Genomic DNA, 19,166 nt, shown 5'->3' with positions numbered 1-19,166 from the left:
AAATATCAGGGAGTATATTGCTTTTCATAAAAAGCAGCAGAAAACAATTTCAACCCCTTTAATTTATAGTTTTGCCCCTCCTTTGCCTTTTAAACTATGGCTTACTTTGTTTTGGGTGAAATCAATAAGATCATTTAAAATTTATTAATTATTCTATTGTTATGATTACTAAGATAATTACAGCCATACTGCTTATCGCTATTCCGGTTGCGGGTAAATGTCAACAGGATACGGTGGGAGGCTATAAATTGGTTTGGGCAGATGAGTTTAATAAATACGGCTCTCCCGATCCGGATAACTGGGTGTTTGAATCCGGATTTGTGCGAAATAATGAAGATCAATGGTACCAGGAACAAAACGCAATTTGCCGCCACGGCAAATTGATAATTGAGGCACAGAGGGTACACCTAACAAATCCGGGCTACGCGCCTAACAGCACCAACTGGAAACAGAAAAGACAATTTATAAATTATACATCATCAAGTATTAATACCAGGGGCAAACGTAGCTTCCAATACGGAAGGTTCATTATGCGGGGCCGGATAAGTACCGACGCAGGCCTATGGCCCGCTTTTTGGACCTTAGGTATAGAAAAGCCATGGCCATCGAACGGAGAAATTGATATTATGGAATATTACCAGAATAAGCTTTTGGCTAATATTGCCTGCGGTACGGAGGTTCCGCATACAGCCAAATGGTATAGTAACACCAAAGCCATCAATACTTTCAAAGCCAACTGGAGTAAGAAATTTCATACCTGGCGCATGGATTGGGATGCCACAGCTATAAGTTTATATGTAGATGATAGCCTGCTCAATCGTGTCGAGCTAAAAAATCTTGTTAACCAGGACGGCACTCAATTTAACCCGTTTATGCAGCCTCATTATATATTGCTTAACCTTGCAATAGGTGGTGATAACGGCGGTGCCCCATCCGCCACAAAATTCCCCAAACGTTTTGAAGTTGATTACGTACGGGTATACCAAAAGAAATAAAGCCCAGGGAACAATAAAAACCACTACATCTAAATTATTTCAAAGGAAAGAAATGATTTAAGCATGATTTTATGCCAATACGATGCGATTTTATAGATTATCCCCCCTTTTTTACAGCTTTGCCCCCTTTTTTTCTGAAAAAATAAAGGTTAATTGGGTAACCAATCAGCGGTTGACAAAACCACTGTAAACATTATAAAGACCTAATTATACTGACTTTTTTATTTTTTAAAGCTGCTTCCCGGACTTTTTAATAATTATAGCTTCTTAGGTGACTATGATTATTAATATCTGGTTTAGGCCAGGAGCAACTGTCGTTCTTTGAGTTCGCTGCCTGAATTTTGTCCCGAATTTAAACTGTTACTTTAACACTTATTTACCACCCGCATCTATTAACTGATTAACAACCTAAATAAAAAATAATGGAAAGATAAAAAGAGATAAAAAAGAAAAACGGACAAAGATCCGGATGCATTAACTAATGCCCAAGTTTTAATTTTTAATCAAATTCAATTATGCAATATTTTTTACCCGATAAAATATTTTTGAGAAAAATATCCCGATCAGTAGCTTTATCACTGATCCTGCTGTTAGTTATTCAAACAAGCAGCTATGCGGCAACTACCTTTAAATCGATTAGTAAAATAAGCTCTTCGCGATATGCCGCTGCCGGACCAATTAAGGGAAAGGTGATCGACAAAACCACAGGCGAAACCATTATTGGCGCGTCTGTAAAGATTAAAGGAACCTCTGTAGGTGCTGTAACCGACGTAAACGGTAGCTTCACGCTTAATGCTGACCCCAACGCTGTACTGATAGTTAGTTACATAGGTTATGAACAGGCCGAGTTTCCTTTAAACGGACAAACTTCAGTAACCATCCGGTTGCAGGTGAACGCAAAAAATCTAAATGAAGTTATCGTTGTAGGTTACGGTACTCAAAAGAAAACATCCTCAACCGCAGCCGTATCCACAATTCAAACCACCGAAATTGCAAAAAAACCGGTTGTTAACTTAACTAATAGCCTGGTTGGCCGTGCCTCTGGTTTAATTATAACCCAGGGAAGCGGCGAACCTGGTTATGACGGTTCAAACATACTGATAAGAGGTATCGGATCTATAGGTGGAAGTTCCCCTCTACTTATTGTGGATGGTGTTCCGCGTGACTTCAGTCGCCTTGACCCGAACACCGTCGAAAATATTTCGGTACTAAAAGATGCAGCCGCGGTTGCCCCTTATGGGGTGGCCGGTGCAAATGGTGTAATATTGGTTACCACCAAAAAAGGCAAATCGGGCAAACCCACTTTAACTTATAACGGATACTATGGTATCCAGAACCCAACCAAGGTGCCAACATTTGTAGGCTCGTATGAGTATGCATTGCTGCGTAATGAGGCCAATGCCAATGATGGTCAGCCACCAGCATACACAGCAGATGATATTCAAAAATTCAAAGATCATTCAGACCCTGATGGTCACCCGGATGGTCATCCTTTGCAGCAAATTATCCAGAGAAACCGTCCTATCACCTATCATAACGTTACCCTGTCCGGCGGCACCGAGGATATCAAATATTTTGCAGCATTAGGATATACACACCAAGCTGGTATGTGGGATCCAACCTATCTTAATAAATATAACGGCTCGTTAAACTTAACGGCAAACGCCACCAAAACTACCACGGTGTCATTGTCTGTTAACAGCTATGTGGAAGATCAGCACTTTCCGTCACAAAACGCGGCTACAATTATTGGGCAGGCTCAGCGCCAAGCACCAACAACTCCAATTTACTACAGTAACGGATTATGGTCTGGCTACATCGGGCAATCGCTTATCGGCGAAATTTACCATAGCGGTTATCAATTCAATGAAAATACGGCCGTGTTGTCGCAGTTTACAATTGACCAGAAGCTTCCAATCAAAGGTTTAAGCTTGAAGGGCGTGATCAGCTATGATAACGGGCCGGATCCTTTATTCACAGGAAACCAAACTTCGTTCCAGCGTATTTATACTACTCCTATACCTTTCTATAATGTTGACGTTACTACTACCCCCTACACCTACAAACAAGGGATCCAGGGAAATTCAAAAGCAACCTTTAGCGAAAATTACAGCCAAAACCACACATTGACCATTCAGGGCTTGTTATCGTATGCAGGTTCATTTGGTAAAAGCGATATTACGGCTTTAGGAGTGTTTGAAAGTCGGCGCGTAAAATATCAAAAATTTGGAGCTACCAAATATAACTACAACCTTGATCTTGATGAATTGGATTTTGGCGGCCCGGCTGCCGCGGATGCAACCAACTTTGGGAACTCCTCCGGGCAAAAACAAATTGGTTATGTTTACAGGGTCGGTTATTCTTATGATAAAAAATACCTGCTCGAAGCTACTGGCAGGTATGATGGAAGTTATTTATTTGCTCCTGGTCATCGATACGGCTTTTTCCCGGCTTTTTCTGCGGGCTGGCGCTTGTCTGAAGAAAAATTTATCAAGGACAATATCTTATGGCTTGATAACTTAAAACTCAGGGCTTCCTGGGGAAAATCAGGGGCTTATCCAACAATAGGCGGCACTATTCAAACTTACCAGTTTCAAAGCCCTTATAACCCTTATGCAAACTCTGCTGTTCTCAATGGTAGCGCTACCCAGGGTATCTTTGAAAAATTGCAGGGCAATCCAAACATTACCTGGGAAAAAGCAACAAAAACAGACATTGGATTTGAAGCAACATTGTGGAAAGGCCTGTTAAGCATTGAAGCTGATTATTTTTATGAAAAAAGGGCTAATATGCTTGTAAGTATCGGAAACACGCTGCCAGGAGAATATGGATTAGCCGTCGGCCTGGTAAATGGAGGAATCATGAGCAACCATGGTATTGATCTGACATTGCAAAGCTCTCATAGCTTCTCAAAAGAGCTGAGGTTAGATGTTACCGGTACCTTCACTTTTGCCAGGAATAAATTATTACAAACTTACGAAACAAGCGCTACAGCTAATAATCCAAACAGGAGAACAACCGGCCGTCCACTAAACACCATATTTGGGTACGAGGCCTTAGGGTACTTTAAAACAACAGATTTTAACGCTGATGGATCCCTAAAAGCAGGAATACCTGTACCATCCTTTGGGCTAGTTAAGGCGGGGGATATTCAATATGCCGACTTAAGCGGCCCGGATGGAAAACCAGATGGCAAGATTGATGCTAATGACCAAACAGTAATAGGACACCCCAATACACCGGAAATCATTTATGGTTTAGAGCCAAGACTAACGTTCAAAAACTTCGATCTGGATGTTTTGTTCCAGGGTTCTGGAAACAGTAACATTGTTATCAGTAACTACTTTGCTTTCCCTTTCAATGCATCCGGTTCGGCTTCTCAACTGGTATATGACGATCATTGGACTCCTTCTACCCCTAACGCTTTATATCCAAGGGTTACCGGTACACCAACATCAAATAACACCCAAACCTCGTCCTGGTTCGTCAGAAATGATTCTTATATCCGGTTAAAAAGCTTTGAACTTGGTTACACCCTGTCAAACAAACTATTGAAAAACAAGGTCCAATCTATCAGGATCTATGTAGCCGGCCAAAACGTAATTAACTCTCTGCCGCACGTAAAAGAGATCATTGATCCCGAAAACAGCGGAGGCAACACCAATTACTATCAGCAGCGTGTATTTTCATTAGGTTTAAATGCCACATTTTAACTAAAAATAAGAAAGCGATGAAACAGATTTTTATAAAATACCGAGAGCTTTTTTTACTTGCTTTGCTTGTTGTAAGTATTAATAGTTGTAAAAAAGATTCTTCTTTAGATGTTACTAATAAATCATCTCTAAGTGATATAGCTGCATTCAGCTCGCAAAGTAATGCAGACCTTTTTGTGAATGACATTTACAATCAATTGCCAGATGTCAATAATGATTATCAACTAACAGAGCAATATGCCGACAATAGTTTTTGCGGGGCAGCCTGGGAAAACGGGCAAGCTACTGTTAGGGCAGGTTCAATTGGGCCAAGTAATGTACCTACCGGCCCCGGCAGTATGTGGTCATGGGAAGGAAACTACACCAAAATACGAAAATGTAATATTTTTCTACAAGTAGCTGCAGCGAACAAAGATAAATATACCGCCGATTGGTATAAGCAACGTGTTGCAGAAGTTACCTATTTAAGGGCTTATTTCTACTCCCTCTTGTTCACAGCTTATGGAGGGGTTCCTATTATTACCGTACCGCTTGATAACCGAAATGGAACCGACATTTTTACCGCCAGGGGTACCATTGATGAAACCGTCGCCTTCATCGAGGCCGATTGCGACGCCGCGGCAGCAGTATTGCCTGCAAAAGCATCAGAAACCGGAAGGGCCACAAAAGGCGCCGCATTAACACTTAAGGGCTGGGTAGAGCTTTTTGCTGCCAGCCCGCTGGTAAACACGGCCAATGACGCAGGAAAATGGAGTAAAGCAGCGGCTACCAACAAATCGGTGATGGATATGGGTACTTATAGCCTGTTCAACACTTCGGCTACTTCTTATGCCGATCAGTTTCTATCTGCAAATAACTGGAATGTTGAAACCATTTTTGCCCGGGGTTATGCAACCGGACCTGCAAAGGGCAGTCACCGGGAAGGTTACCTGGGCCCCGTTTATGTAAACGGTGTTCAGCAGTCATGGGGAAACCTTGCTCCAACACAGGGCCTGATTGATGATTACTCGATGGATAATGGTTTGCCTATAACAGATGCGGCTTCGGGCTATAATCCTCAAGCCCCTTACACACATCGTGAGCAGCGTTTTTATCAATCTATATTATACGATGGTGCAGCATGGCAGGGAGATGTAATAAAAACGCGCATAGGCGGCAGTAACCAGATAGATCTTGGCTCTTCAAGCGATATTACCAATACCGGCTATTACGCCCGTAAAACACTTGATGAAAGCATTACCGGGCAAACCAGTATCAACCTGGCGCCAAGCTTTGCCAATTACATTATTTTCCGCTATGCGGAAGTATTGCTAAGTTATGCAGAAGCGCAAAATGAAGCGGTTGGACCGGATGCATCGGTTTATGACGCGGTTAATAAAGTAAGAGCGAGATCAGCATTGCCTGCTGTAAAAGCCGGCTTAACCAAGGATCAAATGCGTGTATATATTCGTCGCGAACGGCGCATTGAGCTGGCTTTTGAGGATAAGCGATGGTTTGATATCCGCAGATGGCTGATAACAACGGGTACCAACGGTGTGCTCACCACGCCGGAATATGGCATGAAGATCGAAGCCGGCGGGTCAGGGCTAACGTATACCCCGGTTAAGATATTTACCAATACCTTCTTCGAGCGGCAAAACTGGATGCCAATTCCGCAAGCGGAAATTGACAAGAATAAAAAACTGGTACAAAACCCAGGATACTAAAAGATTAATACCTTGATTTTACATAACCCCGGGCAAATGCCCCGGGGTTATGTATTTAAAGACAACCCTCACCGATTTATATTTTTTAGCTTTAAGCTTTGTGCATTCTGCTTTTAGCTTTTGTATATTAACCGCCTTCTAAAATATTCATGAATAATAAACCTGATAGTCATCACCCGGCAAAAAATCGTAAAGTTGTAATTGTTGGTTCGATTGTTTTGGTCATAACCGTTTTGGTAGTTTATTCAATATGGCATATCTCTGAAAACAAACAGGATAATGCCGGTACTGATCTACGTACCGATTACCCGATGGCAACCCTTCAAAGCATTGCCAGGGGAAAGATCTTATCACAACAATACTGCCGCTCGTGTCATATGCTGCCCGAACCGGCCCTGCTTAACAGGTTTAAGTGGAAAAATGTATTTCCGCAAATGGGTTTACGTATGGGTATTAAAGCTCACCGGGGCGAATCATATGTAGGAACCATTAAAGGCGACGATTTGATAGTACCGGACAAGCCTGTATTAAATGAGGAGCAATGGCAGGATATCATTGATTACTACATGAACACGGCCCCTATAGCATTACCCCCTCAAAACAGGCCTTTGGCTATTAAAAAGGAGCTTCCATTTTTTACCATCGTAAAACCACCGCCATCATTTGACGGTAAACAGGTATTAGGCTGTTATGTAAAAATTGACAATAGTGTTAAACCCGCCCGGCTCTTTGTTGCTAACGGACCGGCAAAAAAGCTTTATCTTTTATCAGCCCAATTAAACATCATCGATTCAGTATCTACAACAGGCCCTGTGGTGGATATACTTTTTGATCATGGCAATGCCATGATCTGTACCATAGGTAACGAACTGGGGGCCAACAGTGATAAACTGGGTGCTATCACTTCGCTTACAATTACAGCTACAGGTAAAATGCAATTAGCATCTCAACCTGTTTTCAATAAGCTTGGCCGCCCTGTTCAAATATTGGCAGCCGATATGAATGGCGATAACAAAACCGACTATGTTATTTGTGAGTTTGGAAGTATAACAGGAGAGCTTTGCTGGATGGAAAATTTGGGCAACGGCGCCTTTACAAGGCACGTAATAAGTAATTTACCCGGAGCTATCAAAGCATATATTGATTATCAGGATAAGAAGCTACCCGGCTTGTATGTACTTTTTGCACAGGGAGAAGAAGGGATTTTTCATTTTGAAAACAAGGGGGGCGGCAGATTTGATTCAAAGGAAATTTTAAGGTTCCCGCCAATTTACGGGTCATCCTTCTTTGAGATGGTTGACATGAACCATGATGGCTATAAAGACCTGGTTTACACCTGCGGCGATAACGGAAACGCAACGCTGGTATTAAAACCATACCATGGTGTTTATATTTCTTTAAACGACGGAAAAGGCAATTATAAACAGCAATATTTTTACCCCATAAACGGCTGCTATAAAGCTATTGCCAAAGATTTTGATGGTGACGGAAATATCGATCTTGCAACGATCAGCCTTTTTACCGATGCAAAGCAGCCGGAAGAGGGCTTTGTATATCTAAAGAACACCGGCAACTTAAACTTTGTACCGTATGCTTTTCCTGCCCATACCAAGTTTGAACGCGCAGTAACTCTTGATGCCGGTGATCTAAATGGAGACGAAAAGCCCGACCTGCTGATCGGGAATGCCTTCTTCGATTTTGGGCCTTTCCGCTATAACGTCAAAGAGCCGCTTTTCTACGTTTTGAAAAACGCTTCGAAGTGAAAGGACAACTAAATTTTCAATGCAGATAGAGCAGTGTTGAGAGAACTATAATTGTTTTTCAAACACCATGTATATGTCATTATTACCCACATATGTAAAGCCTAACCTTTTACAAATATTTACTGCTTTTATATTGTCAGTATTTACTTCAGTGCGGCATTTTTTAAATCCCTTCATTGTTAAATCTTTTAATGCAAATTCAACAAGCCTTCGGCCATATCCCATCCGTTTTGTTGAAGGATCAATTATCAGCATGGAAATAAACCCAACTTTATTTTCATAGTCGTTGGCGTAATAAGCCAAAAAACCCTGTAAAGCATCCTGTGCCATAATAGTTATGATACAGGCTTTTTCAATAAGTTTGTCAATGTAACTATCCAAATCGCCTACTTCAAACAATCCACTTTCATCGTTAATCATCAGGTTCATTAAATCATAAATTTTCGATTTCAGGTAAGAGCCTTGTTCAATCATGATTGGTTTAAAATTTATTTTACTTAATTAAAATCATTTAAAATCGGTTATATCAGCCCAGGCAGGCGGCAAGTAACAGCGCGTCGGCACACACTGACCCTGCATCGAAAATCAAATGATAACGATATAAAAGTGACTGATATTTAGATTACAAACCCAATTTATAGGTATATTTTTAAAGAAACAAGAAGAGTAAAATAATGATATTAAATTGTACATTGCTGCATACGGCTTTTACATTATTTGTAAACCGTTTTCTTAGAATTTTTATCGATAGTAATACACTTTAAATGATCATGGGACAACGTTAAGAACTATTTATAATTCGATCCGCTTAATACCACGCTCCTCAGGCGCTAACCATCCATATTGTTACCGGGTTCAAATGGATAACGAGTTCAGTCAACGGCATTTTATCTGGCTATCGCTATCCAGCCAGATTTTGGGGGCGACCCGTCTTTGAGATTAATAACATAATAGTAAGTACCGGTAGGTACCGGGTTTCCGCTCAACCGGCCATCCCACTGCTGGCTATACCCCATGGACGAAAACACCTTTGCTCCCCAGCGGTTGAATACATTTACGGTACAATTTGGATAATATTCAATATATTTTATTGCCCATGTATCATTCATGCCGTCGCCGTTGGGTGTGAAGGTATTAAAGACAACAACTCCCGATGGTGTTACGGTGAGTATTCCCGTGATATAAGTAAAGCTATAATTAGGTGATTCCGCGCCACTTGTAAAGGAAATAGTATATCCTCCCGCTGCGGAGGCCGGCGTAGCCACCGTTACCACCTCCGGTTTTTTTACAAGGTTCAATTCGTTTTCGTTATTTACAAAACCGTTGTATGTGACAGTGAGCAAAGGATTTTCCGAATGCAAGCTGCGGGTTTTATTATCTGCGGTGATGATCATTGAGGCAGGGGTAACAATACTATTTGGCATGGCTAAACTGTTTGCAGCACCATTGGTATTTAGCACGATATTGCCAACATAATTGCCGGCGAAGGTGGTTTTCGCCAGTCTGATATAAACGGTGGTAGCAGTAAGCGTACCGGAGCCTCCTATGGTAGTCGTATTTTTAAAATTGACACCATCGGCACTCACTTCAAAACCTGCCGGCGGGGTAATAGTTACAGCTGATATAAGGTTGTTACCCGACACACTGAAACTGCCTGAAGCAGATGCTGAACCATAGGTGGTATTAAGCGGCGACAGGTTACCGGCAAATGAGATAACCGGCACCAGGGTAGGATTAACGGTAATTTTAAAAACAACCGGGCTTCCGGTGCATGAACCGTTTGAGGGCACCACCGTTATGGTAGCTGTAATTGGGTTTGTTGTATTATTAATGGCCGTGAATGAGGGTATATTACCCGTGCCACCGGCCTGCAAGCCTATGCCCTGCGTATCATTCATCCATGTATAGATAGCAGCGGGCGAGCCACCAAAATTTATGGCTGTTGTAACCGAGCCATTGTTAAAGGTTAATGGCGATATAGGATTGACCATTGGCAACGCGTTAATTGTACCAGATACATTAACCGTTTTACCGGGAGCCCCTGCCGATGATATGGCAACAATCCCCGAATTATTACCTACCGGGGCCGAGGCCGACGAACGAACATAAATATTGGTACTGGTAACTTTTCCGGCTATTTGTGCAAGCGTAAGTGTATTGGTATACCCTGCACCCGGATTAAGCGAAATTTCAAAATTTGCAGGTGCTGTTATCTGAACGTCGTTTCCAAGGCCGCTGCCGGTTACTGAAAACTGCTGAATATCCGGGCTGGCAGATGGCAAACCCAGGCACGCTGTTATACCGCCGCTTATCGCACCTACTGTTAAAGAAGGCGGTGTTGGATTGATATTAATTTTAAAGGTAATGGAATTACCGGTGCATAACGCATCCGATGGCACAACGGTTATGGTTGCGGCAAGTACAGTTTGTCCGTTGTTGATTGCTGTAAACGCGGGTATATCGCCGCTTCCGCCGGAAGGTAATCCGATAGAGGGATTATCATTTGTCCACGTATAGATGCTTGCCGTGCCTGTAAAATTTATGGGCGTTGTAGATGCCCCGTTGTCAAAAGTTTGAGCGGATAGCGCATCGACGGTGGGCAGGGCCATTACTTCGCCGCTGACGGGTACGTTTTGATCTGTAACCCCGGCAGAGGATAATATAACGTTACCTGAAATATGGCCCGCAGGCGCTGTAAAAGCTGATCTAACATAAATGTCAGTACTATTAACCTTTCCGGCAGTTTGTTTAAGGATCAATGTACTTGCATATCCTGTATTTGGATTGAATGACACTTCAAAGTTTGACGGCGCTGTTATTTGAACATCGCCGTTCAGATTAGTTCCAGCAACAGCAAACTGCTGAATATCAGGACTGACAGATGACAAACCCTGGCATGCCATTATGCTGCCGCTTGCTGTACCCAGAGTTAACGATGGAATGGTTGGGTTGATATTAATTTTGAAGGTGATAGAATTACCGATGCATGATGTACTTGATGGTATAACGGTAATATTAGCGGTAAGTACAGTTAATCCGTTATTGACAGCGGCAAACGATGGTATATCACCGCTACCGGCAGAAGGCAGGCCGATAGCGGGGTTATCATTTGTCCATGTATATGTAACTGCGTTGCCCGTAAAATGTATTAGCATTGTATTATCTCCATCGGTAAAAGTTTGGGTAGACAGTACATCGACAAACGGTTGAGCTTCTACCGCACCGCTTACAGGGATATTTTGATCAGTAATCCCGGCGGATGATAATACGATGTTACCCGACAGATGGCCCACAGGCGCTGTGGCTGCTGATCTGATGTAAATGTCAGTACTGTTAACTTTTCCCGCGATTGGCGTAAGTTTTAATGTGCCGGCGTATCCTGTGTTTGGATTAAACGACACTTCAAAATTTGCTGGCGCTGTTATTTGGACATCGCCAGTTAGATTAGTACCTTCAACAGCAAACTGCTGGATATTTGGACTGGCTGATGGCGAACCCTGGCAAGCAGTAATATTACCGGTTACGGGGCTACTTGTTAAAGTCGGAATAGTTGGATTGATATTGATTTTAAAGGTCATGGGATTGCCCTCGCATGAAGCATCCGAAGGCACCACGGTTATAGTTGCAGTAACTACAGCCTGACTATTATTAACGGCTGTAAACGAGGGGATATCACCGCTTCCGCCGCCGGGCAAACCAATAGAAGGATTATCATTCGTCCATGTGTAGGTGGTTGCTATGCCCGTAAAATGTATAACAGTAGTTGTTGCACTGTTGTCAAAACCTTGATCACTTATTTGATTGGCGGCGGGCAAAGAGTGGATTAGCCCCCTCACGGTAACTTTTTTATCCGTTAACCCGACAGAACTGAGCACCACATCGCCCGAAATATTACCCGCGGTAGCTGACGCCGCCGAACGGACATAAACTATCTGATCTGTTACTATACCGCCCGTCTGCGCAATAACTACAGAATTTGCAAAGCCACCGGTTTCGCTAAGTGATACTTCGAATTTAGCAGGTGCTGTAACAGTGATATCGGCCGATAGATTACTGCCGGACACTTTGAACTGTTGTGTATTTATTGATGACGAACCGGTGCAGGCCGAGATTTCACCCGTTACCGCGCTGGCCGTAATAACCGAAGATCCGTTTACCGTTATAGTAAATTTAGTTGGCGTACCGGTACATCCGGTACCTGGAACAAAAAAGTTCCCAAAGCTTTTACTCAGCTGCCCGGTTATGTTGATGCCGTTAGTTATCGAATTGGTGGCTGTGTTAATAATGTTTACACTGTTTGAGCCTTCATTAGCTACATAAACGTATTTCCCATCGGGAGTTATGGATACGCCGAAGGGATGATTGTCGGTAGGTATAGTAGCGATCACTTTATTGATTTCGGCATCTATTACCATTACGTTGTTGCTCTGCGTATTGGAAATATACACCCTTTTACCATCCGGGCTAACGCAAATACCAGTAGATACATCACCCACAGGAATGTTAGCTAATACAGACTTTGTTGCCACGTCTATCACCTTAAGTAAGCCATTATATTGTGCGCTGGTGGCGTATACACGGCTATTATCCGGGCTCACAGCAATGCCGGTTGGACCAAAGTTTACCTTGATGGGTGTGGTTTGATATGTTTTGGTATCAATCGCAACTACTGCGTTTTCGCCGGTGCAGCCAACGTAAACAGTATTGCCATCAGGGCTTGCGGCTATGCCGTAAGGGTAAACGCCTACATGAAAAGGCGGCCCGGCAGTGGCTGTTGCTACATCAATAATGGTAACGTTAAAGGTGTTTTCGTTGGCTACATAAACCTTTTTGCCATCGGGAGTAAAACAGATCCCTATTGGTGTAGAAACGTTATTAACAGTTGACACCACTTTATGGGTGGTTGTATTAATAAATTTAACCGTGTTGGCGGTGTAATCGGTAATGGCAACCAGGGTGCCATCAGGGCTAATTGCAGTCCCGATTGGTTGTCCTCCGGTGTTTATAGTTCCTGTTTGTTTATTCTCGTCAGCATCTACCAGGATCATATTATTTGCTCCGGCGAGATATAAATATCCGTCGGACGAAGGCGTAACCGTGATATTAGCCTTCACAGGTGGGATACCCGTATTTATTGCGGTAAAAGATGGTATATCACCGGTACCGCTCGCCGCCAGCCCGATGGATGGTTTATCATTGGTCCAGGTATAGGTGTTAGCCGTGCCGGTAAATTTAATGGCAGCTGTTATATCGCCGTTATTATATACAGGGTTATCGGCAGCATCTGTGGTGGGCAAGTCGTTAACCACACCTTTTACTGCCACATTCTTGCTTGCAGCACCGGTGGTACTTAAAACCACATTGCCCGAAAGGTTAGCCGGAGTGCCCGATGCTTTAGCGCGAACATAAATTACCTTATTGGTCACAGCTCCGCCGGTTGGAGCGATATTTAAAACATCAGCAAAACCGCTGGTTTTGCTGAATGAGATCTCTAACCCTGCCGGAGATGCAGCCTTTATATTACCTGATAAATTATTACCTGATACGGTAAATTGCTGAAAATTTGTTGACGGGGCACCTATACATGTAGTAATAAGACCGCCAACAGTGCCAGGTGTAATAGTAGTAGGCGATGGGTTAACCGTGATCTTAAAATCAGTTGGATTACTTAAGCAGGTATTTTCGCCCGGGGTTATGAAATTGCCTATAGCATAAGGGAATATGCCGCAGGGTATGGTTGCAGCTATCGTGTAATCTGATGTGCTGATGACCGACAATGTACCGGAATCGGCATTGGCAACATAAACATATTTTCCGTCTGGTGTAATGGCTATTCCTCTGGGAGATTTCCCGACAGGTAACGCGGTCATTACCGAGTTGTTGGCAGCGTTGATCACCGTAACGGTCCCGGCAGATTGATTGGTAACATAAATCCGGCTGCCATCGGGGCTTATGGCAATTCCCTCAGCATCAGCTATAAGGTCGATGGTTGCAGAAAGGGTGTTGGTAGCAACATCTATTACGTAAACAGTATTGGAATAGCTTCCGGTAAAGTATATCTTCTTTCCGTCCGGGCTTGTAGCAGCATAGTGTGCTCCCCGGGCCGGAATATTAATGCTTTCGGCATTGTTAGCCGTATCATAAACCCGGATATCACCATTGGCGGAGTTAGTAGCATAAATCCATTTTCCATCGTCACTTAAAGCGATTCCCGCACCGCCCGAAGGGAATGTAAGCGCTGTTAATACAGCATCATTTGCAACATCTATTACAGTACATTCACCAGTTTCACCGGCAACGTAAGCCCTGGTTCCATCCTTGCTGAATATTAGTGCCGTGGGATTGTCAAAAATCGATATATCCCTGGCCTGATTGGTTTGCGTATTGATAATAGAAAGACTTGTGCCCGAAACGTTTGCGATGTAAACCTTTTTCCCATCCGGGCTTACCTCAACAAAACCCGGGTTGGCGCCTACAGGTATAGTACTAACAATTTCATTGGTTATCGTATTAACTGCCAAAACAGTGTTTGAGCCGTAATCAGGAACATAAGCAATATTAGCCTTCCGGGATGTGGCACTTATATGCGCAACCAGAGGGCTCGATCCGGTATTTACCGCTGTAAAAGGAGCTATGTTATCGCTCCCACTTGCGACAAGGCCAATTCGCGGCTTATCATTCGTCCAGTAAAAAGTATTGCCGGTGCCTGTAAAATTTATCGGCGTAGTAAGATCACCGTTAGTAAAAATCAGATCTGATATGGGATCGACGGTCGGCAGCGCGTAGACCACACCTTTTACGGCTACTTTTTTAGTCGTTCCTCCCGCGGTAGTTAGTGTTACCACCCCCGACAGGTTAGCTGGTGTACCCGCAGCAATGGAGCGAACATACACTACCCTTGAGGTTACCGAACTGCCTGTGGCAACCATAAAAAACATATTGGTAAAACCGCCGGCGGGGTTAATTGAAATCTCAAAACCTGCCGGGGCGGTAACAGTAATATTGTCTGTCAGGTTACTGCCCGAAACAGTAAACTGCTGGGTACTTACAGATGGTGAGCCAACGCAGGCTGAGATTACACCTGTTGCCGCACTTGCTTTGATGTTAGGCGCAGCAACACCCGTTTTTACTTTTTTAACATTTCTTTTCGCCCCTGTTTTAAGGGTGGCGCTGAAAATTTTCTCGTTGTCCGGGCTGGTAAACGACGACAGTAAAAATATGCCATTTTCTGCATCACTATCAGAAGCAGCATTACTTGCCCGGCTATAATTACTTTCAGCAAAAAAAGTAACAGTCATATTGCGTTGACCATGATGAGCTATTTGGCCAACTTGCTCAATTGCCCGCTTTGTCGGAGCAAAAAAAACAGAGACTATACTCAATAAAAGTAAAGGTTTACGCATGCTAAAGTTAGGTAAAAAACATGACTTAGCTGCCGGAGCTAACTGAGTATGAAGTTATTACTTTAATTTCAAAATATAAAAAACTTATTGCTTAAAGAGCATTTTTGGAGGACGAAATCAATGAGCAGTGCTTAATGCAGTCAAATCTCTATGTCCTAAATTTATTTGAGCGTGACACGCTAAACCAGCGGCATTCTGTTTTAAACATGGGTGTTTAAGCCGGTTCCGACATTAAAAGATAAAGGACTTAGAACATCTTCGTTCAATCCTCAATTTGAGCACAATTATCAGGCAATCAAAATTGTTGTAGTTTTTAGCAAGCTTATGTTATAAGACTTTGCAAGAAAATAAACAGCCGGTAAAAACTTATTCATATAATGAGTTCGACCTTACCTGGATAAACTCTTTTTGATAGTTTAAAGGACTTTTACCGGTAATAAGCTTAAAGTACTTATGAAAATTTGTAAAATTATTAAAGCCGCTTTCGTAGCACAGCTGCTTTAAGGGCAACTTATTTTCTATGAGCAACTTGCAGGCCTGCCCAACCCTGATCTCCAGTAAAAATTTAGAATAGGTTTTGCTCGTACGTGATTTAAAATAACGGCAAAAAGAATTTGGACTGATCCCAACCAGGTCGGCAAGCTCATCCATGTGTATTTTATTTTTGAAGTTTGCCAATGAGTATTCATAGATCACATTAATACAATCATTTTGTGATTTCTCAACGTTGGGGTTAAACCCTATTGATGACAAACAACCCGCCTGATCACATTCGGCAATTGCGTTTAAGGCTTCCATCAACAAAATTATCTTTTTTGATCCTCCGGCAGTAAGCATCATTTCCATAATTTTAGCAATAGTCTTTTTTGTTTTGCCGGTAATCTGGATCCCACGCCTGGCTTTCTCTATCGTAGTTTTGATCAGCTTATTTTCCGGAAGCTGTAAAAATCCATTGCCCCAAAAATTTTCGCTGAAATGAGCCACACGGATATCAACCCCTGTGTTATCATTATCCTGCGAAAAATACATATCATCAAACCGCCAGTAATGTGGCAGATAAGATCCTACCATTACAATATCACCGGCATTAAACTGCCGGATATTATCGCCGATAAATTGTGTCCCGCTGCCCTTTTTGAAGTGGATCAGCTCTATTTCGGGGTGATAATGCCACCGGTTATTAATGCAGGGAAGAAGGTCTTGCCTCACGCTAAAGGATTGAGCAGGGCCTGCTGATACTTTCAGTAAATGTGGCTTCATTCAACTTGGTTTATTGGTTAAATAAATTATATATAAATTCATTGCTCAAGGATAGCTATGTCAGCAAAACTTACATCCTCATCCCTGATGTACGCCGGGCTTTTTAAGCTCCGGTACACTCCCCATTTAGGCCGGCAAAATGAGGTACCGTTTCGCCACAAGTCAATATTGGTATTGGCATAGCTAAGCAGCGTCTTATTATCGGCAACCCGTTTAATCTCCACACTGTAAGTACCCTGGCTGTCATAATGCAGCTTTTCGGTCACCTCTACCCAGTTACCTTTAAAATCGGCCAGGCTAACGCGGGTTAAAACCCCTTGCGAAGTTCCTTTTGCCGAACCGGTATGAATTATTTCAAATTGATCAGGTTCACCAAACCGGGGTGTAAAAGTTATGATCGGGGCTCCGGCATCCCCATCTCCGGCTTTTATCTGGTGGATATGGGTAAAAGTTGGCTGCGCTTTAAAGCCGCTGTCAATTTTAAACTTCCATTTATAAATCACAGTTTCGCCATGTTCACCCTTCAGTTTAGCGGCAGATGGCCCGTAGGTTTTGATCTCTACCCGCTCCCTGTCGAAATTCCGGCAGCGGTCATTATCTTCCTTAGCGTGGCTATGAAAAACAAAAACGTATTCATTTAACTGTTTATCAAAGGCTTCGGTAATATGTTTAATATGATGTACGCAATCAGGCACCTCGCAGGCATCACCACCTAATACATGCGATATTTGCTGATACGCATCATCGCTTCCATCTGCTTTTAAAACAACCTGCGCTTTAAGCAGGTTGTTCGCAAACAGCAATATCATCATTAAAAATGCCCGGCTTTTAAAAGCCATAGTTAATTTCCATTTCATTTTGTTAATCAAGCGCGCCTGTTTTCATTTTATCGGTTGGATTGGCCTCCTGCCCGCCCATAACTCCTTTTACTTCTACTTTAATTACTGTAGCAATATTATCAGTTGCTTTATCAGGAACATTTATAACAAGGCCATCACCGGACGCTGCGGTTTTTAACCCGGTGTTTCCGGCCAGCATTTTAGCGCTTATCACTTCGTTTTTTAAGCCGGGAATAAGCAATTTCCCATCTGCAGGCCAGTTAAATACCGAAAAGTAAAGAGTGGTATTTTTACCGTTTGGTTTAAGCGTACAACGGCCCCAGCTCAGAGGCTGAAGCGGGCTTGCCTTGGTAGCATATATCGCCTCGCTGTTCACCTTCATCCACTCACCCATTTTTTTTAAGGTGCTTATACTTTCCTGCGGAAATTCGCCTTCGGCATTGGGCCCGACATTTAACAGGTAATTACCTCCTTTTGATGCAATATCAATAAGGTTGTGAATTAATGTTTCGGGGGTTTTCCATTTATGGTCGTAGCTTTTATAGCCCCAGGTACCATTCATGGTCATGCAGGTTTCCCAATCTTTTCCATCAAGTTCGCTCAGGTTGGGTATTTTTTGTTCAGGGGTTTTGTAATCACCGGCAAAGTTAGGGCGCTTAAGCCGGTCATTACTGATAATGTTGGGTTGTAGTTTTAACAGATCATGCAATTTTTGAGCAAACTCATCGGTCATATTAGTTGGGGTATCCCACCAAATTACGGCCACCTCTCCATAATTGGTTAACAGCTCTTTTACCTGCGGAACAGCTACACGGTCAATATAATCGGCCATTGTAGCCGAAGTTTGTGCCGGGTCCCAATGGCCGGTATGCTCTTTGGTATAAGCGTCTATTTTGGCCGAATCGGGATTTGGCCAACCCTCACTGCTTACTTTGCGCGCAGCCGCGCCACCGGGATTGTTCCAGTCTTGCGCCTGTGAATAATAAAACCCAAGTTTAATACCGTACTTTTTGCATGCTGTAGCCAATGGCTTTAAAACATCCTTACCGTAAGGTGTGGCATCGGCTATGTTCCACTTACTGGCATTTGATTTAAACATGGCAAAACCGTCATGGTGTTTGGCCGTTATCACAATATATTTCATACCGGCTTCTTTGGCCAGTTTTACCCAGGCGTCGGGATCATACTTTACAGGATTAAATTTTTTGGCGAACTCCTGGTACTCGGCCACCGGGATCTTGCCCCTGTTCATGATCCACTCGCCGCCGTGGCCTATCTCATATCCTTTATACATACCGGCCAGGCCTGCATAATCACCCCAATGTATAAACATGCCGAAACGGGCTTCGCGCCACCACTTCATGCGTTCATCGCGGGATAGCTCTTTTTGAGCAAAAACATGGTGTGCAACAAAAACGAATAGCCAACAAGCTACAAAAACTTTTTTCATAAGGATTTAATTTTAACAGAAACAATATCTGCTATGG

Annotated in this window: 9 protein-coding genes; 4 read left to right on the top strand and 5 right to left on the bottom strand. The window is 42.9% G+C overall.

The genetic code is table 11. The features are described 5' to 3' along the window. Positions 1-161: 161 nt before the first annotated feature. The 4 genes from SNE26_RS04985 to SNE26_RS04970 all read left to right on the top strand — a co-directional run bounded on the left by SNE26_RS04985 (position 162) and on the right by SNE26_RS04970 (position 8,177). Positions 162-995: a glycoside hydrolase family 16 protein gene (locus SNE26_RS04985; RefSeq protein WP_321558263.1), complete on the top strand. Its 834-nt coding sequence runs from the start codon at positions 162-164 to the stop codon at positions 993-995. Positions 996-1,510: 515 nt separating this feature from the next. After that, complete coding sequence (locus SNE26_RS04980) at positions 1,511-4,708, top strand: TonB-dependent receptor (RefSeq protein WP_321558262.1); 3,198 nt, start codon at positions 1,511-1,513, stop codon at positions 4,706-4,708. Between the two features lie 17 nt (positions 4,709-4,725). Continuing rightward, positions 4,726-6,414, top strand: a complete 1,689-nt coding sequence (locus tag SNE26_RS04975; RefSeq protein ID WP_321558261.1) for a RagB/SusD family nutrient uptake outer membrane protein — start codon at positions 4,726-4,728, stop codon at positions 6,412-6,414. A 149-nt stretch (positions 6,415-6,563) separates the two neighbouring features. Then, complete coding sequence (locus SNE26_RS04970; RefSeq protein ID WP_321558260.1) at positions 6,564-8,177, top strand: VCBS repeat-containing protein; 1,614 nt, start codon at positions 6,564-6,566, stop codon at positions 8,175-8,177. 45 nt (positions 8,178-8,222) lie between these two features. Here the strand turns inward: SNE26_RS04970 and SNE26_RS04965 are convergent, their stop codons facing one another. From SNE26_RS04965 to SNE26_RS04945, 5 genes are all read right to left on the bottom strand, one after another. After that, complete coding sequence (locus tag SNE26_RS04965) at positions 8,223-8,651, bottom strand: GNAT family N-acetyltransferase (protein ID WP_321558259.1); 429 nt, start codon at positions 8,649-8,651, stop codon at positions 8,223-8,225. A 413-nt stretch (positions 8,652-9,064) separates the two neighbouring features. Then, the gene (locus SNE26_RS04960; protein WP_321558258.1) at positions 9,065-15,475 is read right to left on the bottom strand and encodes a gliding motility-associated C-terminal domain-containing protein; all 6,411 of its coding nucleotides are present in this window, start codon (positions 15,473-15,475) and stop codon (positions 9,065-9,067) included. A 471-nt stretch (positions 15,476-15,946) separates the two neighbouring features. Further along, positions 15,947-16,840 (bottom strand): helix-turn-helix domain-containing protein, encoded by an 894-nt coding sequence (locus SNE26_RS04955; RefSeq protein ID WP_321558257.1) that lies wholly within the window; start codon positions 16,838-16,840, stop codon positions 15,947-15,949. 38 nt (positions 16,841-16,878) lie between these two features. After that, positions 16,879-17,697: a heparin lyase I family protein gene (locus SNE26_RS04950; protein ID WP_321558256.1), complete on the bottom strand. Its 819-nt coding sequence runs from the start codon at positions 17,695-17,697 to the stop codon at positions 16,879-16,881. Positions 17,698-17,701: 4 nt separating this feature from the next. Beyond that, complete coding sequence (locus tag SNE26_RS04945; protein WP_321558255.1) at positions 17,702-19,129, bottom strand: alpha-L-fucosidase; 1,428 nt, start codon at positions 19,127-19,129, stop codon at positions 17,702-17,704. Between the last annotated feature and the right edge of the window lie 37 nt (positions 19,130-19,166).

It is taken from the genome of Mucilaginibacter sp. cycad4 (genome assembly GCF_034263275.1).
Classification (GTDB): Bacteria; Bacteroidota; Bacteroidia; order Sphingobacteriales; family Sphingobacteriaceae; genus Mucilaginibacter.
Note: the sequence above shows the minus strand (reverse complement) of the source record. Positions and strands in the feature narration are given on the sequence as shown.

Excerpts from the sequence above, each read along its gene's own strand:
- SNE26_RS04985 (WP_321558263.1), top strand. The coding sequence starts at position 162 with ATGATTACTAAGATAATTACAGCCATACTGCTTATCGCTATTCCGGTT.
- SNE26_RS04980 (WP_321558262.1), top strand. The coding sequence starts at position 1,511 with ATGCAATATTTTTTACCCGATAAAATATTTTTGAGAAAAATATCCCGA.
- SNE26_RS04975 (WP_321558261.1), top strand. The coding sequence starts at position 4,726 with ATGAAACAGATTTTTATAAAATACCGAGAGCTTTTTTTACTTGCTTTG.
- SNE26_RS04970 (WP_321558260.1), top strand. The coding sequence starts at position 6,564 with ATGAATAATAAACCTGATAGTCATCACCCGGCAAAAAATCGTAAAGTT.
- SNE26_RS04965 (WP_321558259.1), bottom strand. The coding sequence starts at position 8,651 with ATGATTGAACAAGGCTCTTACCTGAAATCGAAAATTTATGATTTAATG.
- SNE26_RS04960 (WP_321558258.1), bottom strand. The coding sequence starts at position 15,475 with ATGACTGTTACTTTTTTTGCTGAAAGTAATTATAGCCGGGCAAGTAAT.
- SNE26_RS04955 (WP_321558257.1), bottom strand. The coding sequence starts at position 16,840 with ATGAAGCCACATTTACTGAAAGTATCAGCAGGCCCTGCTCAATCCTTT.
- SNE26_RS04950 (WP_321558256.1), bottom strand. The coding sequence starts at position 17,697 with ATGAAATGGAAATTAACTATGGCTTTTAAAAGCCGGGCATTTTTAATG.
- SNE26_RS04945 (WP_321558255.1), bottom strand. The coding sequence starts at position 19,129 with ATGAAAAAAGTTTTTGTAGCTTGTTGGCTATTCGTTTTTGTTGCACAC.